The sequence below is a fragment of the Chitinophaga dinghuensis genome (genome assembly GCF_003259435.1).
GTDB lineage: Bacteria > Bacteroidota > Bacteroidia > Chitinophagales > Chitinophagaceae > Chitinophaga > Chitinophaga dinghuensis.
In genome coordinates, this window is sequence record NZ_QLMA01000012.1 from 67,392 (window position 1) to 86,328 (window position 18,937).

Here is an 18,937-nt window from a genome sequence, read left to right on the forward strand (position 1 = left end):
TTGTAGCGTTTTTTTTTCCATTTGTAGATGTCTTGTAGTATCTACTTTTTTCCAGCTGAAGGGCCGGCGATCTAATTTTGCCGGAAATCATTCTTAAACAAAAAACCTCAGCTATGAAAACAAATCAATGGGCTATGATCGCTTACATCACTATTATCGGATGGGTGGTAGCATTTGTGAAAAGTAAAGAAAACAGAAACAGTCTGGTGAACTACCACCTGGAGCAGGCACTCGGATTGGCTATTGCCAGTATAGTTTGGGGTATTGCTTTGAGCATTGTGATTGCTGTATTACCAGCTGCCCTGACCAGCATACTATCCATTGCAGGATTCCTGCCGATAATCTTTATGGTATTTGGTATCATCAACGCCAATAACAGCGTACAGAAACCTATTCCGGTAATTGGTAAATTCTTCCAGAACAAATTTGCTTTCTTACAGGAAGCATAATAAAACGGGGCCGTAGCAAATTACTACGGCCCCGTTTTATTGCCTTAATGCCCCGCTTCTTTCATCAGATAAGCATCCAGTCCTTCCTCTTTCCCCAGTCCCAGCTTCTGTTTGATCCGGTACCTCGACATCAGAATACTCTTTGGCGCCACGCCTAATCTGGAAGATATTTCCTTGGTGGACAATCCCATAGAGATATAAGAACAATGTTTTAGATCGAGTCGGGTAAGTCCGTTGTTGGCCTTCAACTGCAGCCTGGAGAAGAATTCCGGGTGAATATTTTCCAGCTCTGTTTTCGCATTTTCAAAATCTTCATCCATTCGCCGATCCTGGTCTATCATACGATTGATCTGTCCTATCAGGTTACGGTCGCCGGATTTCTCCTGCAATTTTGCCTGGAGGGTTTGCAGCAGCTCATTCTTTTGCTCCACTTGTAAAGTACCTGCCAGCAGGTCTTTCTGGAGTTGCTCCTTCTGGGCCTGGATTAGTTGCTGCTCTGCTAGGAGTCGCGCTGCCGCTTCCGTCTGGAGCTGAGCCTGGAGGGCGGCTTCCTGTCTTTCCAATTCCAGCGTTTTCGCCTCTTCCTCTTTCAGTCGCATCTGTAAAACGGCGTCCTGTTTCTCCTTTTCCAGCAAGGTCTGTTGCTGTATGGTGGATTTCAAATGGAAGTGGTAGGAACGGAACAGGAAGATCAATGCCAGTACGGAGGCAATGATTAATATAATATAGACGATGTTCAGTTTCTTATTGAAAGCCGCTTTTTCCTGTAAAGTCAGTACTTGTTGTTCTCTTTGTTGCGTCTGATACTGGGCTTCCAGTCTTTTCGCAATCGCCATTTTCTCCGCATCAAAAGCGGCGGCAAAATACTTACTATGTTCTCTTTCAAAATTCAATGCACTCACCAGATCGCCTTTCTTCTCTGCCACTTCGGAGAGGTTACTCATGAAGTGCGCCATTAAGTTGTTGTCCGGCGCCGGCGATTCCTGTAGTATATGCAATCCCGTTAGTAATAATCCTGCGGCGGCATCGTAATGACCATCCATCAGTTCAAAGCTGCTCTGCATGCCGTAGCTGCTGGCAATCACTTCCTGCTGATGGGTAGCAATCCCAATTTCCTGGGCGATTCTCAGGTAATGCTGGGCGGAATCCCTGAAATTACGTGGGAAAAATTCTGCGTATAGGTTGGCGGTATTGAGTGCAATTACTCCCAGCGCACTGGAAAAGCTAATTCTGTCCTTGTTCTGCTGGTAAAATTGAATTGCCAGGCGGTTATAATACAGGGAAGAATCCAGTAACTGCCGGGCATTGTTATCCTTGCCAAACCGATGTTCGTAACTGGTAGCTACCGCCTGGTAAGCATTGCAGATATCATCCGGATCGGGGAATTGTTTGGCCGCCGCCAGGCAGGCGAACGCGTATCTCGATTGGTTTTCCAGATCATCCCAATCGGCATAGATAGCAGAAAGATTATAATATATGCTGGTCGTAAAACTGTTCGGCGGCTGCTTCTCCCCATATTTGAGCGCCTGCTGGAAGCTTTTCACGGCTTCATGTGGCTTGCCTACTCTGCTTTCCATCCAGCCTTTACGATACCAGACGTTTTCCAGGGTGAGTGGGTCGCCGGATTGCTCGGCCAACAGAAAAGCGCTATCCAGTTGTAGCCCCACGCCTTTTATATCTTCCTGTCCATACATCACAGATACGAGAGAAGAATGCGATTGTGCGGCATACTTACTGTCTTTCAGCGACCTGCTCATCGATAAGGCCACCTGCGCATTGGTCAATGCGCTTTTCCGGTCGGTACTGGAGAGGGCGCGACTCAATTTTAACCGGGTTAACACCTGCTCTTCGGGCGTGAGTGTAGGCTGGGCCAACACTTTCTTCAGTGAGTCCACTACTGTTTGGGCAACTACATCGGTTTTATACAACAAGCCAGACATGGTACATAATAATAATACCAGGCTTTTTTGGATACGGTTCATTCGGCAAAAATAGTATTTGTAGATGTTTTGTAGATGCAAAAATTGATGTAGTGTAGTCACCTTGTAGAGGCCCAAAACCGATGAAATCCGCCATGAGCATATATTTTTGCATCAGAGTTCATCTACAGAAAGGATCGTAAAGTAATCAATTGAAAAACCGAACATCCGTGGACTGAACTTAACCAATCGTCTACGGCCTTTTGTTCCTTGTTTCGTTATTCCCAATAATTATTATGCCCTTAGAGAGGTCGCTTCAAAAGGAAGCGGCCTCTTTTTTTTTGAGGATACCCAACCAACTACTCCCAACAGTGGGTACTATATCTAAGCAGTGCAACCTTCATCTCCCAACTCCCCTCTCATATCTATTCAATAATTTTATTGAATAGTTTTTATTCTTTAATTTTGCAGGAATTATGCCGGCACATACACTCATTTAAAAGGTAAAGCGTGGAAATAAAGTTAGGACTGAAAGAAAACTGGAAGCAATTCTCTTTGCTCGTACTGGTCAATATGCTGGTAGGCGGTATGGTCGGATTGGAGAGAACAGTGGTGCCGCTGGTAGGTACGGAGGAATTCAAGATAGGGTCAGACATCGTTATATTCTCTTTCATTATTGCCTTTGGGGTGGTGAAAGCCTTCACCAATCTGGTTTCCGGCATACTGGCAGACAAATACACCCGTAAACGCGTACTGATATTAGGTTGGATCATTGGGTTACCTGTCCCTTTCCTCCTGGCCTGGGGCCCCGGCTGGAACTGGATAATAGCCGCCAATATGCTGTTAGGGGTCAGCCAGGGCCTTACCTGGTCGATGACCGTTAACATGAAAATAGACCTGGTAGGTCCCAGGAAGCGTGGCTTCGCCATGGGAATCAATGAAGCTGCAGGTTACGGCGCCGTAGGACTTACCGCTTTACTGACAGGCTATCTGGCGGCAGCATATGGACTGAGACCACAGCCATTTTATATCGGGATATTTTATACCGTCGCCGGTTTAATACTATCTGTCCTGGTCATCCAAGATACCCGCAGGCATGCACAATTGGAATCTGCTTTGGTGACAGCCACCAGCTCCGGAGAGAAAATGCATAGGCCTAATCTGCTATGGGTTTTCAAAGAAACATCTTTCAGGAATAAAGACCTCTTCTCTATTTCTCAGGCAGGCCTGATCAATAACCTGAATGATGGGATGTCCTGGGGCGTTTTCCCATTACTGTTTATTACCATGGGTGTAGGACTGGAAGGCGTAGGTTGGATCAAAGCCATTTATCCGGTGGTATGGGGAGTTGGCCAGATTATTACAGGACCATTGGCCGACCGTGTAGGAAGAAAGCCATTAATCGTATGGGGAATGTTTGTCCAGGTACTGGGACATATCGTCATCGGATTGGAATTCTTCTCCCCACTTACATCTGGGTTGGTTGGTTCCGTATTCCTGGGCGTGGGTACCGCCATGGTATATCCAGCCCTGCTGGCTGCCGTCAGCGATGCCACCCACCCTTCCTGGAGAGCCTCCGGGCTCGGCGTTTATCGCTTCTGGAGAGATATAGGCTATGCTGTAGGCGCATTAATGGCGGGGATAGTCGCCCATTACCTCGGACTCATCTGGGCTGTGCACATCGCAGGATTTGTCACTTTCCTTTCCGGCATGCTCGTATGGATCAGAATGAAAGAAACCATGAAGAAATAGTAGTTTCTATCTCACCAGATAGCCTTATTGGTGCAGAAATTGATGCGTGTTCTTAAAAACACATAGGCATATCATGATGATAAACACGGATTTCTTATACAGCTTTATTGCCAGACATCCTTATGCAGTGGTAGCCTCTGTCAATGAAGAAAATCGTCCGGAGTCTGCATTGGTAGGCATTGCTGTGACACCGGAACTGGAAATTATTTTTGATACCGTGCGTGCGTCCAGGAAATATAAAAACCTCCTGCTCCATCCTGCCACAGCGGTGGTAATTGGCTGGGAAAACGAGCAGACCTTGCAGCTGGAAGGCAACGCCAGACTACTATCCGATAAACAAGATCATCATCTACTGGAAACCTATTTTACTGCATTCCCTGATGGCAGAGACAGAATAAAAACAATGGACGGACTCGTACATTTCTGTATAAAACCAAACTGGATAAGGTTTTCCGATTTTATCCATCATGTGATTAAAGAAGAATATTTCTAGCCGACAGAACATTAATAAAATTTGCAGAACCCTTTTACCGGCGCTACCTTCGTCATATCGATAAAACCCTAAATCACTATATATGCAGGAAGAAGCTGAAAACACATGTTCCATCCAGGTGGAAAAGCAATTCCATCATTCCGCAGAGGAAGTATTTGATGCCTGGACAGATATCTGGAAACTCGACAAATGGATGTTCGGTCCATCTGTACGGGAGGAAGAAATTATCCATCTCAACAACGACCTATATCCCGGTGGTAAGTTTAGTTACAAAGTAAAAAGAGGCGATCAGGAATTAGACCATGTGGGCACCTACCTGGAGATAGACCGTCCTACGCGACTGGTATTTAGCTGGGGCGTAGATATTGATTCCGGAGATGACAGTATGGTGAGTCTCGATATACAACCCAATGATGCGGGATGCCTGCTGACACTCACCCATGATATGGATATCAAATGGGCAGAATATGCGGACCGTACCAAAGCGGGATGGACAAATATGCTGAACACACTTGAGGAGCGTTTACCGTTATAGGATATTGTAGGGAGACAGCCAACCCTCTTGCTTACCCGCGCTCCCACAGCCAGGCAAGAGGAGTCCGCCTCTTTTATACGTAAGGGATTACTTTTTATACCATAGGGATAAACTTTGCCGTATTCCTTTCTGGAAGCCGGCAAACAAGTATTTTCACATCCCTATCAAATGCTTTTATGAACGAAAAGGTATTCACGGACACGGATAAACTGGAATCCTTATTTGCCAACAGCTATGTTAAAGATGGCTACAACTCTCCAGGTTTTACAGAGAAGAATATCAGTTTTGTTACGCCGGAAATGGAGTTACAGTCTCAGAACTGTTGGTTCGATGGTATACGGATCGGCTACTCTGAATGGAATTTCAAGAAGGACATGCATTTTCAGTGGAGAGCAGATCTGGACCTGGTAACACAATGCTTCATTCTCCGCGGCGAAGTAGGCAATGACGTAGACGTGTATGGGAAAGAATTTGTACTAGGAAACTATCAACACAACATATTCTACGCCCCTCAAAGCAGTGGCCTGATTAAAAGTCACGATACCCGGCTGATAATATTCATGATACAATACAGGGTAGACAAGTTCCATGAACTGATAAAGGATTCTAATGAATCGCTGCAACACTTCGGCGCTCAGATGAATACCGGCAACTCCTGTGCCTTCTCCACTGAGAATCTTTACATCGATGGCAATATGGCCCAAACAATTGAGCATATACGAAGTTGCCCATATAATGGCGGTATCCGTCAGATGTACCTTTACTCCAAGTGCCTGGAACTACTGGTACTACAGGCCGATGCATATCAAAGGAGTCGCACTGATTGCGATAAGATTATCAAAACAGATTATGATAAAGAAAGGATTGTCTTTGCCCGGGAATATCTGCTGGAGCACATGGACACACCTCCTTCATTAACGGAACTGTCTCGTATCGCAGGAATCAACCTGTTTAAGTTAAAAAACGGATTTAAGGAGATGTTTGGTAACACTGTTTTCGGCTATCTGGCGGAAAGTCGCTTAGAAATGGCTGTAAGAGAACTGACAGCCAAAGAGAAAAGCATCGCTGATATTGCACTGCTGACAGGGTACTCCTCAGTACAGCATTTCAATAAGGCGTTTAAGAAGAGGTATGGGGTTACACCAGGGAGATGGCGATAGGAAGCGTATAAATATAAAATATATTAATTTATAATTCGCTACAAATCTATATTATAAAATATCAACAATTTAAATCCTTATTCTTATTTTTGCATAAAATCTGCAACAATCCAAATAAGAATATATGATTGAAGAATTTAGCTTTGGTAACCTATGGTCATTCAAGGATATCCAGACTTTGAAAATGACTGCCGCCAAGATCAAATCAATCAACCCTGACCTGGATGTTGATAACGTTGTTTCTGTAAACGAAGAAGTAAAGTTATTGAAAGCTAAAGCTGTTTATGGCGCGAATGCTAGTGGAAAAAGCAATATTATCAAGGCATTGATGGCTTTTTGTAGTATTATTTCTTCGTCAGTTAAAGACAACACCTCTCTTAATATTTTTTTGCCATTTCAGCTTTCTACTGAAACCCTTCAAAAGCCTTCATTTTTCCAAATTATATTCAGAATGGAAAATGTGCGATATAGATATGGCTTTGAAACAGATGGCATCTCTATAAAAAGTGAATGGCTATTTTCTACGCCTAATAAACGGGAACAACCTTTATTTATCAGAGAGGATGATACTATCGTCAATATCAATCAAAAACATTTCGAAGAAGGGCACAAAGCGATCACATTGATGGAAGGAAATACTGAAGGCCAAATTTTCAGAAGCAACTCCCTATTTCTATCAGCATTAGCATCTTTTGGTTTTGGTAAATTGTCCATGAAAATTGTGAAGTTCATCTCTTCTATTTTATTTGTTAGCGGACTGTCTGACAAAGGGATGTTCAATTTGGCAAGAATGTCATTAGAAAATACAGAGGTCAAACAATTTATTCTTAATTTCTTAAATAAGGCGGATGTAGGGATTGAAAATATTGACATTTTCAAGGTCGTTGATGAGGAATTACCTGACCACATGGATGACAATCTGAAAAAAGATCTTAAGGAAGGGAAAATCATTGTTTCAAGTAGAACCAGATATAATGCACAATCTGAGCCTGAAGCAATCACCAAATTCACCTTTGAAGTACAGGAATCTGAGGGAACAAAAAAAATGTTTGGATTGAGTCCCTATATTTATATTTCCTTAAAGGAAGGTTTTCCCCTTATTATCGATGAATTTGATGCCAGATTCCACCCATTGTTAACTAGAAAAATTGTTGAGCTATATAATTCTTCGCAGAACCCAAATGCTCAGATTATTTTCATTACACATGATACGAATCTATTATCACCCGACTTATTGAGAAGAGATCAAATTGATTTTGTTGAGAAAGACAAATATGGCGCTAGTCATCTTTACACATTGGTGGAGTTAAAAGGGATAAGAAACAATGCATCTCTTGAAAAAGATTACATTCAAGGTAAGTATGGCGCCATCCCGTTTTTGGGCGACTTCTCTAACTTAATAAATCAGGATAATGCCTAAGAGTACTAGAGCTATTAAGGTTACAGATAAGGATAAAGCATGGAATAGAAAAGCCCAACCTAGCAAATATAGAATTGAAACTATTCCACAGAACAAGACATTTCTGATAACCTGCGAGGGCCAGACGGAAGAACTATACATAAAATCTTTTCCGGTGTTGGGCGCCAGGGTCAAGGTCATCAATCTTCAAGGGCAATCAAAGTTAAAATTGGTGGAAACAACGACAGAACTGCTTTGTAATTTCCCTGAGAAGTATGATGAAGTTTGGTGCGTTTTTGATATGGATGTTAAAAGAGGGGAAGATGAGTTTGCAGATTTTGATAATGCAATTGATAAGGCAATACAAAATGGATATAAAGTAGCTTATTCCAATGACGCTTTCGAACTATGGTTTTATTTGCATTATAATCATTCAGAAACCCAGGAACTACGTACATTTTATTATGAAGAATTAGGAAACAAATTCAATATAAACTATATCAGAGATGGCAAGAAATACGATTTTTGCCAGAAAATATATACTCTCCTGGAGAAAGACGCCCTCGCCTGCCAGAAAAAAGCAATTCAAAGGGCAAAGAAATTATTCGATATCCAGCAGCATCTCCCTTATCATCAAAGAAATCCAGTGACATTAGTTTATGAATTGGTGATGGAGTTGAATAATAACTTACGGAGATAAACTATCTTCATTTCCCAAATAATTACATACACAAATGGAAACCCAAATCATCCAACAAATCAAAACCCTTTTTGCCGGCGCAGATGAAAGAAACTGGGAAAAGGTGAAGTCCACCATGAATAACACGGTATTACTGGACTACTCATCTATGACAGGCAATCCCGCAATTACCCTATCTCCTGATGATATTACCTATGCATGGGCTGCTTTCCTGCCGGGCTTCGACAATACGCACCATCAGCTTTCTGATTTTTCAGTGAGCATAAACGGAAACGAAGCCACCGCCGAATATTACGGAAAAGCCGATCACTTCATCAGCACGGAAGTTTGGACAGTAGAAGGCGCCTATCATACCCATCTCCTATTGATAAACGGCTCCTGGTTAATTAATGCTCAAACATTCAATTTCAGTCAGCAAAGTGGAAATACAGCGTTACCCGCATTGGCCACCAGGAAAATGCAAGGCCAGTAAGTACTACCCTATATTGATTTATGAAATAAAAAGATAGAAATGAAGATAGAAATGCAGGCAGCCATTATTGGCGGTCTTGTAGGTGGCTTAATGGGCTTATTAGGCACACTCCTGGCCAATTTACTAACGAATTACAAGAATAGGAAAGAAGAGAAAAAAGAGGTTAGATTCTTAATAGATTATATTTCGGAATCGTATGTTATTGAAGGTGTACTTAACGGAAAGGATAAAGTAGAAGAGATACACGTAAAAGCAGTGGTACAAAATTTATCCAGTGTACAACAGGTAATATTTTCAGTAAGAATATTATTCAATAGACACTTCAAGGAATATAATTTAACTGCACATCGAAACCATAGAAGTTTTGATAAATCCAATGATGAACCCCTTTCACCGATTAGTGTTCCGGCAAAAGGGGCTGAAATTATTGAATGTTATTTTCCGGTTCCAGAGGAATTACGTCTATCGACGGACGATCTACAAGGAGAATTTGCGATTGGCTTTAAAACCGCCAATGGGTATAGTTTTCAAAATTTTAAAGGCTACAATAATTATGTAATCAATAGTACCAATCCTAATTTTTAGTGGAAAAAATTTCCTTTTCCCACAATATAAAAACACTACTTATTACTGCGGCTCATAAGTAAGCTCCACTACTCCCGATCTAAATGCGCGGGTTCCTGTCAAGCGTAAACCTACTCGCGCATCTAAGCCTTCAAACAAAGGTTTACCAGTGCCTAGCGCTACCGGATGTACGTATATTCGATAAACATCGATGAGGCCAGCTTGTATAAATGTTTTGATGAGACGCGCGCCACCGTAAAGCCAGATATCCTTACCACCCCGCTGTTTGACAGCATTCACCTGGTTGATGATATCAGTGTGAACGAAGGTAACATGTGCATGCTCCCGGTTTTGGCGCGAAAAAACATACTTATCCTTTGCATGAATACCTTCCCACATTTCTTTTTCCACGGGAGCCGCATTCATATCTGGTTGGAAACTCCCCCAGGCATCATAACTCACTCTACCGTAAAAAATGGTGTCAACACTGGCTAGAAAACCGCCGAAATCCATATCATCGTCCATGATACACCAATCCACTTCTCCATTCGGTCCTTCAATAAACCCATCCAGGGTTACGGCTATATTCAAAATGACTTTCTTCATACTTTCAACTTTTCAACAAAAGTAAAGTAAGGCTCCAATTATCTATTGGAAAAAAACGACAAAATTATAGCTGAGCAGGCGTATAACCAGTATACTTTTTTATTTCATTCGTCAGGTGCGACTGATCATAAAACCCACAGTCAAATGCTATAGCAGATAACTTCCGTGGATGATTAGCGTTCATCATGGTGAGGGCCGACTGGAATCGAATAATCTTCGCATATTCCTTTGGACTTAAGCCAATATGCGCTTTAAAATGTCGCTCCAGTTGCCGGACAGTTATATAATTTCTTCTAGCCACTTCGAATATATTTACATCTCCATTACATCCGTGGATATCTTTCAGCACTGATTGTAACAACGGGTGGATTGTTTTTCTTCTGTCCAGGAAAAAACTATTCAAATAAGGTGCCGGCGACTGGTGCAACTTACCCATATCAAATGCATACCGAGTTCCAAATTCAACTGTTTGATTGGTTAATTCATGCTGGGATGCATAATTGAAAAAAGACGAGAACATAGCTGGTTTAAAACACACGCCCAGAAGACGTGTGTTTCTATCAATAAAAGTATCCTTAAAGGTATTCATGGCGCCTACTATGTAGGTTTTACCATAGTCCATGGAAGACGCGCCGCTGTCTGTTTTGCACGTGTCTCCCAGGTTCAAAACTATGCCCGGGCATCCGTCTGGAAATATCCGTTCCCATTGATGGTCACTTCCCTCTCCTTTCAGTTCCCAAAAAGAATGGATATAGGTTCCCAGTTCCAGACAAGGTGTATACTCAATATATTTCATCGTTCAGGAATGAAAATAAAAGTAACAATTAACTGGAAATTATACTCATATATAATTAATGTTGAAGTCTGATAGGCTCCGTTCTTTGCAGTTCCAGTAATTTTAGTTGCTCTCTGGTTAGGGGGCCTGCAACATAATCTGCATTCAGTAAGTCCATAGTTCCGACCCTGGGTCCCCATATAATGGTCCTTACCTCAAATTTACTCACACGAGTGTAACCATATCTTCTCCAGCCGGAAAAGGTAACGGGGATATCCTCTTCATCCGAAGTTGGAAAACCAAACCTAACAAACCCCTTGGCTACAAAGTGTTTATAAATATCGCCATAAACCACATTGACACCATGTGTAGAGTGGTATATCGCTCCATGCTCAAAGCGGACCAGATTAGCTGCCAGAATACCGAGATTAATGAGTCCAGATCTGCAATCGCCTAATGCCCCTTTATAAGCCTTCCATTTATCCACAATACTAAGGTCTGTTACACCAATGCAACCGGAGATAGGAACATTTGCCGACTCAAAAGGATGGTTATAAGGAGCCCTGCTCACACCTGCCCCTCTGTATAAAGCATCCAGTCCATCCAGGTCCATTCTGGTAGGTTCATCGTTATTACCGACGCATCCCGGACAAGCAACAATGACCCCATTATTTTTACAAACAAGGGTAGGCTTTGTTTCGTCTATTGCAAAGGAATTAAAAGCGGGATAATGCATGATAGAACAATAATCGTAAGCGCCTCTTGCTATACCATCACGCTCTATTTGAAAATTATGCTTCGCAGCCGCTTTTATATTATCAAACTTAATTTCAACATATTTATCTCTGTCGGATCTGGATTGCTCGTGATATATGCCCAATGCATGCATTAATTCATGTATGACGGTCCCTCTGGAAAATGCGTCTTTAATTAGCTCTATTTTATTACCACCACTTCCACCCTTGCCTATTGGAGAAGCTCCTGCCTTTCCGCTACCATCATTATCAATACACGAAATAATAATGTAATTGGATTCGTTTGTCCTCTCTTTAAAGATGATACTTGTATGGTAATTAAAATAGTCCAAAGCGGATTTGATAATAACATAATAATCCGATGCAAACACAGAATTATCAAGGATTACAGGGACTGTTCCGTCGGGCCATGTATATGAATTATTATTTGTAGTATAGCTGAGGGTACTCATCAGATTGAAGTCATGTACTATAATGTCGCCATTCAAATAAAGCTTGCTTCCTATTTTTTTCACATAATAATCTTTTGCAGCGCTGTTCCCTGGAAGTCGCAGAGATATAATGGAATATTCTCCTTGTTGCAGCACTTCAAAATCAGGCCGAAAATACTCAGCGGAAGTACGTAACCTTTTCAAATTAATGGCAGCAGGCGCTGTCGCGGTTCTTTGCAGGATTTCTGAACTACTGTCTGCGCGCGTCACCTGGGCTTGCAATGGTACTGTAGCGATTGTAAGAAGAACGAGGAAGCATAATTGCAGGATGATCTTTTTCATAATAAGGAATAAATGTTTATGGATTGGGGGATTACAAATTAATATGCATTACAGTCTGCACTATAATGTCAGGGGACTGGGTACAACTGATATTGTAGCAGCAGCGGGTATACAGATATTTACAGTTCGTTTTATATTGGGGTCTCAGTGCGTAACAATCAAATACAGATCGGTTATTATATTCGTCGTCTTGGGGATTAAGCATCGAAGTTATACATTGTGCCACTACTAAAATTGTAAAAAAGCGTAATTCTCTCCATTCCACGTTTGATAAAATTCCCGGATATATGTCTCTCCCCTATATTCAGCCCAGTCCATCGCTCTGCAGGTATGTTGCCGGATATGTGGTTAGTACGTACGATAATGGATTTTCGAATGCTATCACCAGTATGTATCCTATTGGGGCAGCCATTCTCTGTTTTAGTTTGGACAATGCGGTGGTATGCACAGAAGTAGGTAAGACAAGCATTATTAAACATACCAGGTTTAATTTCATTCATCAATTTACACACCCTCGTTTCTACCAGGTAATAGCCTCTCCTAAGAAGGTACTGCATGTTATTTTCCAGCCTTATGGCGCCTATAAATTATTAGGTATTCCGCAGGATGGTTCTTTTGATGAACATGGAACATCCTTGTCTGATATGTTAGGTCCTACAATCCATCCGCTGTTGAAGCAGATTGAGGATGCCGGGGATAATATTTACAGGGTGATTGAAATGGTAGATGATTGGCTGGAACACCAGCTTACAAAAAATGAGAAGATGGATGTTGCTCGTATTAGCCATGCCTGCTCATTGATAACGGCCAACCAGGGGAGTATATCCATTGAGCAGTTAGCACAGAAAGTATGTCTGTCAAAACGGGTATTGGAGTATAAATTCAAGGAACAAGTGGGCGTGTCTCCCAAATTATACAGTCGGATCATTCGCTTCAATTCATTGCTGGCCGATATCAAGAGCCATAAATTCAAGGATTGGCAGGAGCTGGTATTACAATACAATTACTTTGACCAGGCCCATTTCATCAAGGATTTCAAAAGGTTTTCAGGAAGCTCGCCTGCTCACTATCCGCCGATCAGGAGCATTATAGCATGATAGAATATCCAGGTTTATTTAATGGAGTAAGAAGCCTCCGCATTGCTATGGGGATGACTTTCATATCAACCGGTTTTCGTAAATTTAAGAATGGATATATTTTTTGAAGGACCCGTCATTTGGGCGCAATTAGATGCGAACATGCATCTGCGGCATTCTGCTTATGGCGACTTTGCCGCCCAGGCCAGGCTGAATATGCTGGATCACGTGGGTATCAAGGCCAGGGATCTGCTCTCCCTCCACCTGGGGCCGATCTTGTTCCGCGAAGAAATCATCTATCACCGGGAAGTAGGCCCTAATGATCATGTGAAGGTAAGCTGTCGGATTTCAAAATCAAGAAAGGATGGTACCCGCTGGTCTATCCGACATGAGATCTTCCGTCAGGATGGGGTTAAGGCCGCTACTGTTAATGTGGACGGCGCCTGGATGGATACTGTTAAGAGAAAATTGGGGGCATTGCCGCAGGAATTGCAGGAGAAGTTCACCACCCTTCCTTATAGTGAAGACTACGTGGAAGAATAAGGTAATAATGCATTTAAAAAAGGAAGTCCGTCCCAAAGGCATATGGGGCGGACTTTCCTATTGTTGAGGAACAATCAGCGGCTTGAAACCGGCTTATCCCGGAAATATATCTGCCGGTCGGCTTCCAACTCCTTTATAAAAGGTAAGTTGTTCTGTATATAAGATTTGGTGGACTGTTCAAAATAGCTGTCTAGCTGGAAAAATTTTGCAGCGCGGGTAGCTCCCAGTAACTTATTCATTCTTCTGAAATAACGCATTTGCAAATGGCTATATTCCAGGTCATTTGCCATGATTTGTTTGGTGAGAGAATTCAATTTTCTTTCGTCCAGGGAAGTAAATTCTTCATTGTACATTCGTAACAAGGACATACGTTCTGCCTGCCAGGGCTGTTTCTCTGTTTCATAGTCCAGCAACGCTTCTCGAAAGGCTCTTACTTCAACGGGTGAAATGCGCAAATAATCCTGCATTAGGGCATCTTTGTTTTTGCCGAAGATCTCATTGATGATATCTTCTTCCTCTATTGGCATGACTACCGGTGTTGTCTGTGCATGCAGACCCATAGCGGCGAACATAACAAAGAATAAACAAAACAAATTTTTCATAGTGATGTGTTTTATGGTGATCGGTTACTTGAGATCCATCGCCGAAAAGGCGCATATCACCCCAGGCCAGACGGGGCCTGACTTAAATACATTACGATGTCACCGTTGTTGTAACTGCTTTTTGCTGCTGTTCTTCCGGGGTCAAAATAAATGAGGGCTTCACATGATTACCAGATGCCGATGTAATGTTACACACCTTACTCCCGGTCCAGTCTGTTTGATGAAAATCCTGCACGCTGTGATGTATCGTTGCTCAAATAAGCGGAAACAACCTTAAACACTACGGTTACATTGAATTTGAAACGACATTGCGGCTGTAGATCTCTGTCAAGTAGATTTATATTTTCATAAGGATACGTTTTATTAATCAACAATATATACCAACAACAGGTCATTACCTATCACATTCCAGGTTCATATTTGCCATTAAAATGTTGTGTCTGAAAAAATTTGCGGAGTGGGAACACTCCGCATTCATTCATTATAATTCCACGTTACGAAAAAGAAGTGTCTTTTATCAATTATTTATTTGACATATAACTAAATACATTGATACAGGCTAATTTTCCGATTAAGAATTTAAAATGATGCTTGCGGTTAAATGCTCAGGAGTTATTCTAATTATTTTCGTAGGACTCCAAATTTAATGGGTTCTTTTTTATCCACCAAATAAATATATTTATCCACAATCAAACAATCTCCTGAAATAAAAAATGCCTCCTTGAGGAGGCATTTTTACCATGAATACAGATACCCTTATAGTTCTGCATTCTTTATGTATTGCTTGCCATAATTCCCCCAATCAGTAAGCGCCCGGGCTAAATCATCATGCAGGCCCTTTTTAGTCGTTTTCTTTCCCTTCTGAAAAGGCTTTAACTGTCCAGGCGCAATCTCTTCTACCAACACCTTCGTGGCAAACCAGGTCACATGTTCATGCGGCAATGCCACTCCCAAAATCATTCCTGGCAATCCCGTGAAAGACTCCGGCCCACCAGTGGTGGTAATCTGATCTGTATAAAATGCTACCACATAAATACTATCCATGATAATCGCATTGGCACGTCTGCATTCAAAACCCGCAATATTCCTCGTTTCCTCCGTAATCTTCCACTGTATAGTACGCAAACTATCTTCTACTCTGTATGTAGTTTCAAAAATTCTTTTCTTGGTAATTGTATTACCTGCTTCTAATAAGTTATACACGATATTATCATCTGCCGGAAACTCTCTGCTGTTGGGTCCATTCTCCGGATTCTCTCTGCCTGGCTTGTATAGGGTAAGGCTATCTGTGAACCAGCAATCAAAATAATTCACCGTGAATTTTGGTGTGGATTGCTTCATCAGCTCTTTCCAGTCTCCATCATCTTCGCCAGACATGGCATCAATGATGGCGTGTACATTTCTTTTACGTTCATACTCTATCTTTCCGTGCGTTATAAACATGGACTGTTGTGCTGCCGCCCATAATACGTTGCATAGCAGTAAGAACAGTATTACGTGAAATTTTGTCTTCATAAACTATCTTATTTAGCGGCAGCTGTTCCAGCTCCAAATTTGTTGAAATTCCAGATAAACGATAACATGGCATATCTGCCAATGATGCCATAAGTATTCTGATAAACCGTATTGGCATTCATATTCCTGTCGAGCCCCACACGTTTACCCAGAATATCCTCTACAGCTGCTTTCACAGAAAAGACATCCTTCTTCCCGAATTTCTTAGTAAGCGCGGCGCCCCAAATAGGCATATCGTTCGCCGGGAAGAATGCTGTTTTGGGTCTGATAAAGTATTCCAGCCCATTCCATATTTCAAACTTTCCTGGAAGGTATACTGTCACGTCTCCGTTTATATTGTAAGTCCAGTAAGTTGTTTTTACGGCCGTCTGTATGGAGGATACGCTGGAGTTATATTCAGCGCCAAAGGAAATGCGGCTGTTGATCACCTTCTCTTTATACTTCCAGAATGCAAGGGAATTGGAGGCATTAAAAGTGCGGGATTTATTCTCTTCTCCATTTACGAAATTCATTCTTTTACTCAGTCCTCCATTACCATCTACGCCTATTGATACGCCCAGCGGCTTCACTTTCCACGACAAACCATAATAGTAGGAATATCGTTCATTCCCATTGGTGTTCACCGTCATGGTTTTAGTCCGGCCTCCCGCATCAGTTATGCTGCTCGAACTAAAATCATTGAAGGTGGTATTGTAGTTTAGGCTCAGCCAAATATTGCGATCGGTCAACACTTTATAATCACTGTAAGTGGCACTTAGGTAATTATAGAATGAAGGCTTCAGGTTGGGATTTCCTACGTAAACATTGATCTGGTTATCATTGGTAACCAGTGGCTGCAACTGATTAATGGAAGGCTGATTGGTATTACCATTATAGTAAACGGAGATCCGGCGCTGTTGCCCCAAAGTATAGGTAAATCGCAGTCTCGGATTCCAATTGACAAAATTTCTTTTCCATACCGTATTGGCAAATTTATTCTCTTGCGTCTGATTACTTTGTCCAACGGAAACGCCTATATTAAAACGGATTTTCTTCTTATTAAAATTATAGGCCAGTCCGCCTGTATTTGTTAATACGCTAAAGGTAAAGTCATTACTGTAAAGGGAATCCAGCATCGAATATTTCCCAGAGCCATCTATATTAAACGAATTTCTACCGGAATGATTATTATTAACGATGAGACCATAGCTGAATTGCAGCAGGGAATATTTACCCAAAGGCTCCGTATAGGTGGCATTCCCCGATACGTTCATCGATTCTCCATTATTGATTTTATGCTGATCTACCAACATGGTTGTATCCAAAGCGCCGTTGGAATATACGTCCGCACGGGATAGCTGGAATCCGTCCCGGTTATTCTTATCATAGTTCTGCGCCAGATTCAGGGAAATCGTACGTCCTTTTTTCTTAAACTTTTGCTTCCAGAGCAGGTTAGTTCCAAACATATCCTTCTGACCGGAACCGGAAGTTTTATTGGTACTTTCGTTCAACAGTTCGCCGAGGTCATTCATTACTGTTCCATGCGAATTAGAGAAAGTAGTACTGTTCTCTCTTCCGGCCTGAACATTCAATTTTACAGTGGAAAAGGAATCTATTTTCCACTCGTACATACCATCTCCTCTCACTTTATTCGCAACATTCCTGGAGGTACTGCTATCATTGGAATACTGTACGCTATTGTTCAGCACTTGCTGGCGCATACTGTTACTCCATTGCTCTACTCCCAATCGCATTGCTTTCAGGTTCACATTGGCGCGTTGTTTATCTGCATTCCATTTATCTTCATAATGTACGCCTCCATTTTGCGTCAGCGGGAATCCCTGTCCATCGAACTGGCCTTCCCATCCGCCAAAGCCGTCATTTCCATTGCCGGAATATTCATAGTAGCCACTCATTTCATCGTAGCTCACATTATCCGCCGCTCCCTGACCAAATTTTTCTCTTTCTTCCCAGTTAAGGCCTACTTTATTGGTATTGCCAGCTATTCCATACACAGCAAATTTTTGCTTGTTTTTGAATAGATTAAACATCAGCTGGGTATCGAAATACCCATCCGTGCCGCCTCCGGCATTGACTCGCCCGAAGTACCCTTTCTTCTTATCTGCTTTCAGCGTTATATTAATGGTTTTGGATTTCTCTCCATCGTCTACACCTGTAAAGTCGGCCTGATCGCTGTTCTTGTCAAATACCTGTACCTTGTCCACCATATCTGCGCGGAGGTTCTTTGTGACAAGCGTAGGGTCGTCTCCAAAAAATTCTTCTCCGTCTACCAACACCTTTTTTACTTTCTGCCCCATGGCGGTCACCTGTCCTTTATTATCTACAGATATTCCCGGAAGAATCCGCAGGAGGTCTTCTACATTCGCATTGGCGGCCGTTTTGAAGCTATCTGCATTAAATTCTGTGGTATCTCCTTTGAAGCGGATAGCAGCTACCTGCTGCTTGATGACCACTTCCTGCAGGAGTCTGGATTTCTGCGTCAGTTTAACAGCGCCGAGATTATGAACGACGGAATCAGCTAACGTGATCGACTCTACGTAATCGGCAAACTTGGGATAGTTAATCATCACCAGGTATTTGCCGGGTTTTAGATCTTTGATTTCAAAATGTCCTTTTTCATTTGTTCGCTGAAATTTGTAGAGAATGGAGTCCTTAGCATGTAATACGGATACCACTGCATGCTCCAGTTGTACGTGGTTTAGGGTATCCGTCACAGTACCTTTTACTATCGAATTTTGGGCCATAGCCGTATGTATGACAAACAGCATGAACAGGACAGCGGTAAATTTTTTCATTAACGGGTCACAGAGTTTAGGAATATAGCACAGTCACTTTTTCAGATGCAACGG

18 protein-coding genes are annotated in these 18,937 nt (G+C 42.1%); 11 read left to right on the forward strand and 7 right to left on the reverse strand.

Translation table 11 applies throughout. From position 1 onward, the window contains the following. Nucleotides 1-113 precede the first annotated feature (113 nt). The gene (locus CLV59_RS27660; protein ID WP_111595352.1) at nt 114-449 is read left to right on the forward strand and encodes a DUF4870 domain-containing protein; all 336 of its coding nucleotides are present in this window, start codon (nt 114-116) and stop codon (nt 447-449) included. A 44-nt stretch (nt 450-493) separates the two neighbouring features. On the opposite strand, the gene CLV59_RS27665 is transcribed toward CLV59_RS27660, so the two are convergent. After that, complete coding sequence (locus CLV59_RS27665) at nt 494-2,431, reverse strand: helix-turn-helix transcriptional regulator (RefSeq protein ID WP_111595353.1); 1,938 nt, start codon at nt 2,429-2,431, stop codon at nt 494-496. 447 nt (nt 2,432-2,878) lie between these two features. On the opposite strand from CLV59_RS27665, the gene CLV59_RS27670 reads away from it, so the two are divergent. The 8 genes from CLV59_RS27670 to CLV59_RS27705 all read left to right on the forward strand — a co-directional run bounded on the left by CLV59_RS27670 (nt 2,879) and on the right by CLV59_RS27705 (nt 9,464). Next, the gene (locus CLV59_RS27670; protein ID WP_245950972.1) at nt 2,879-4,120 is read left to right on the forward strand and encodes an MFS transporter; all 1,242 of its coding nucleotides are present in this window, start codon (nt 2,879-2,881) and stop codon (nt 4,118-4,120) included. Between the two features lie 73 nt (nt 4,121-4,193). Next, nucleotides 4,194-4,613 (forward strand): pyridoxamine 5'-phosphate oxidase family protein, encoded by a 420-nt coding sequence (locus CLV59_RS27675; protein WP_111595354.1) that lies wholly within the window; start codon nt 4,194-4,196, stop codon nt 4,611-4,613. Between the two features lie 82 nt (nt 4,614-4,695). Then, the gene (locus CLV59_RS27680; protein ID WP_111595355.1) at nt 4,696-5,148 is read left to right on the forward strand and encodes an SRPBCC family protein; all 453 of its coding nucleotides are present in this window, start codon (nt 4,696-4,698) and stop codon (nt 5,146-5,148) included. Between the two features lie 176 nt (nt 5,149-5,324). After that, nucleotides 5,325-6,308 (forward strand): helix-turn-helix domain-containing protein, encoded by a 984-nt coding sequence (locus tag CLV59_RS27685; protein WP_111595356.1) that lies wholly within the window; start codon nt 5,325-5,327, stop codon nt 6,306-6,308. A gap of 124 nt (nt 6,309-6,432) precedes the next feature. Continuing rightward, entirely contained in the window at nt 6,433-7,728 is a 1,296-nt protein-coding gene (locus tag CLV59_RS27690; protein WP_111595357.1) for an AAA family ATPase, read from the forward strand. Then, entirely contained in the window at nt 7,721-8,407 is a 687-nt protein-coding gene (locus CLV59_RS27695) for an RloB family protein (protein ID WP_111595358.1), read from the forward strand. Before CLV59_RS27690 ends, CLV59_RS27695 begins: the two co-directional genes overlap by 8 nt. A 34-nt stretch (nt 8,408-8,441) precedes the next feature. Continuing rightward, entirely contained in the window at nt 8,442-8,879 is a 438-nt protein-coding gene (locus tag CLV59_RS27700) for a nuclear transport factor 2 family protein (protein WP_111595359.1), read from the forward strand. Between the two features lie 39 nt (nt 8,880-8,918). Then, entirely contained in the window at nt 8,919-9,464 is a 546-nt protein-coding gene (locus CLV59_RS27705) for a hypothetical protein (protein ID WP_111595360.1), read from the forward strand. A gap of 42 nt (nt 9,465-9,506) precedes the next feature. Here the strand turns inward: CLV59_RS27705 and CLV59_RS27710 are convergent, their stop codons facing one another. The 3 genes from CLV59_RS27710 to CLV59_RS27720 form a co-directional block, all read right to left on the reverse strand. Then, on the reverse strand, nt 9,507-10,049 hold the full coding sequence (locus CLV59_RS27710) for a dihydrofolate reductase family protein (RefSeq protein WP_111595361.1): 543 nt from the start codon (nt 10,047-10,049) through the stop codon (nt 9,507-9,509). 64 nt (nt 10,050-10,113) lie between these two features. Continuing rightward, nucleotides 10,114-10,845, reverse strand: a complete 732-nt coding sequence (locus CLV59_RS27715; protein WP_111595362.1) for a helix-turn-helix domain-containing protein — start codon at nt 10,843-10,845, stop codon at nt 10,114-10,116. Nucleotides 10,846-10,900: 55 nt separating this feature from the next. Beyond that, entirely contained in the window at nt 10,901-12,352 is a 1,452-nt protein-coding gene (locus CLV59_RS27720; RefSeq protein WP_111595363.1) for a M12 family metallopeptidase, read from the reverse strand. Between the two features lie 287 nt (nt 12,353-12,639). Between CLV59_RS27720 and CLV59_RS27725 the strand changes: the two genes are divergently transcribed. Further along, nucleotides 12,640-13,449, forward strand: a complete 810-nt coding sequence (locus CLV59_RS27725; protein WP_111595364.1) for a helix-turn-helix domain-containing protein — start codon at nt 12,640-12,642, stop codon at nt 13,447-13,449. 90 nt (nt 13,450-13,539) lie between these two features. Next, entirely contained in the window at nt 13,540-13,971 is a 432-nt protein-coding gene (locus tag CLV59_RS27730; RefSeq protein ID WP_211324041.1) for an acyl-CoA thioesterase, read from the forward strand. Between the two features lie 74 nt (nt 13,972-14,045). Here the strand turns inward: CLV59_RS27730 and CLV59_RS27735 are convergent, their stop codons facing one another. The 3 genes from CLV59_RS27735 to CLV59_RS27745 all read right to left on the reverse strand — a co-directional run bounded on the left by CLV59_RS27735 (nt 14,046) and on the right by CLV59_RS27745 (nt 18,883). Then, complete coding sequence (locus CLV59_RS27735) at nt 14,046-14,573, reverse strand: hypothetical protein (RefSeq protein WP_146616338.1); 528 nt, start codon at nt 14,571-14,573, stop codon at nt 14,046-14,048. A gap of 756 nt (nt 14,574-15,329) precedes the next feature. Beyond that, nucleotides 15,330-16,088 (reverse strand): GLPGLI family protein, encoded by a 759-nt coding sequence (locus CLV59_RS27740; protein ID WP_111595366.1) that lies wholly within the window; start codon nt 16,086-16,088, stop codon nt 15,330-15,332. Nucleotides 16,089-16,096: 8 nt separating this feature from the next. Further along, a complete protein-coding gene (locus CLV59_RS27745) occupies nt 16,097-18,883 on the reverse strand; it encodes an outer membrane beta-barrel protein (protein ID WP_111595367.1) in 2,787 nt (928 codons plus the stop codon). Nucleotides 18,884-18,937 lie beyond the last annotated feature (54 nt).

Excerpts from the sequence above, each read along its gene's own strand:
- CLV59_RS27740 (WP_111595366.1), bottom strand. The coding sequence starts at position 16,088 with ATGAAGACAAAATTTCACGTAATACTGTTCTTACTGCTATGCAACGTA.
- CLV59_RS27705 (WP_111595360.1), top strand. The coding sequence starts at position 8,919 with ATGAAGATAGAAATGCAGGCAGCCATTATTGGCGGTCTTGTAGGTGGC.
- CLV59_RS27735 (WP_146616338.1), bottom strand. The coding sequence starts at position 14,573 with ATGAAAAATTTGTTTTGTTTATTCTTTGTTATGTTCGCCGCTATGGGT.
- CLV59_RS27685 (WP_111595356.1), top strand. The coding sequence starts at position 5,325 with ATGAACGAAAAGGTATTCACGGACACGGATAAACTGGAATCCTTATTT.
- CLV59_RS27725 (WP_111595364.1), top strand. The coding sequence starts at position 12,640 with ATGTCTCTCCCCTATATTCAGCCCAGTCCATCGCTCTGCAGGTATGTT.
- CLV59_RS27665 (WP_111595353.1), bottom strand. The coding sequence starts at position 2,431 with ATGAACCGTATCCAAAAAAGCCTGGTATTATTATTATGTACCATGTCT.
- CLV59_RS27730 (WP_211324041.1), top strand. The coding sequence starts at position 13,540 with ATGGATATATTTTTTGAAGGACCCGTCATTTGGGCGCAATTAGATGCG.
- CLV59_RS27700 (WP_111595359.1), top strand. The coding sequence starts at position 8,442 with ATGGAAACCCAAATCATCCAACAAATCAAAACCCTTTTTGCCGGCGCA.
- CLV59_RS27715 (WP_111595362.1), bottom strand. The coding sequence starts at position 10,845 with ATGAAATATATTGAGTATACACCTTGTCTGGAACTGGGAACCTATATC.
- CLV59_RS27675 (WP_111595354.1), top strand. The coding sequence starts at position 4,194 with ATGATGATAAACACGGATTTCTTATACAGCTTTATTGCCAGACATCCT.
- CLV59_RS27710 (WP_111595361.1), bottom strand. The coding sequence starts at position 10,049 with ATGAAGAAAGTCATTTTGAATATAGCCGTAACCCTGGATGGGTTTATT.
- CLV59_RS27690 (WP_111595357.1), top strand. The coding sequence starts at position 6,433 with ATGATTGAAGAATTTAGCTTTGGTAACCTATGGTCATTCAAGGATATC.
- CLV59_RS27695 (WP_111595358.1), top strand. The coding sequence starts at position 7,721 with ATGCCTAAGAGTACTAGAGCTATTAAGGTTACAGATAAGGATAAAGCA.
- CLV59_RS27745 (WP_111595367.1), bottom strand. The coding sequence starts at position 18,883 with ATGAAAAAATTTACCGCTGTCCTGTTCATGCTGTTTGTCATACATACG.
- CLV59_RS27660 (WP_111595352.1), top strand. The coding sequence starts at position 114 with ATGAAAACAAATCAATGGGCTATGATCGCTTACATCACTATTATCGGA.
- CLV59_RS27720 (WP_111595363.1), bottom strand. The coding sequence starts at position 12,352 with ATGAAAAAGATCATCCTGCAATTATGCTTCCTCGTTCTTCTTACAATC.
- CLV59_RS27680 (WP_111595355.1), top strand. The coding sequence starts at position 4,696 with ATGCAGGAAGAAGCTGAAAACACATGTTCCATCCAGGTGGAAAAGCAA.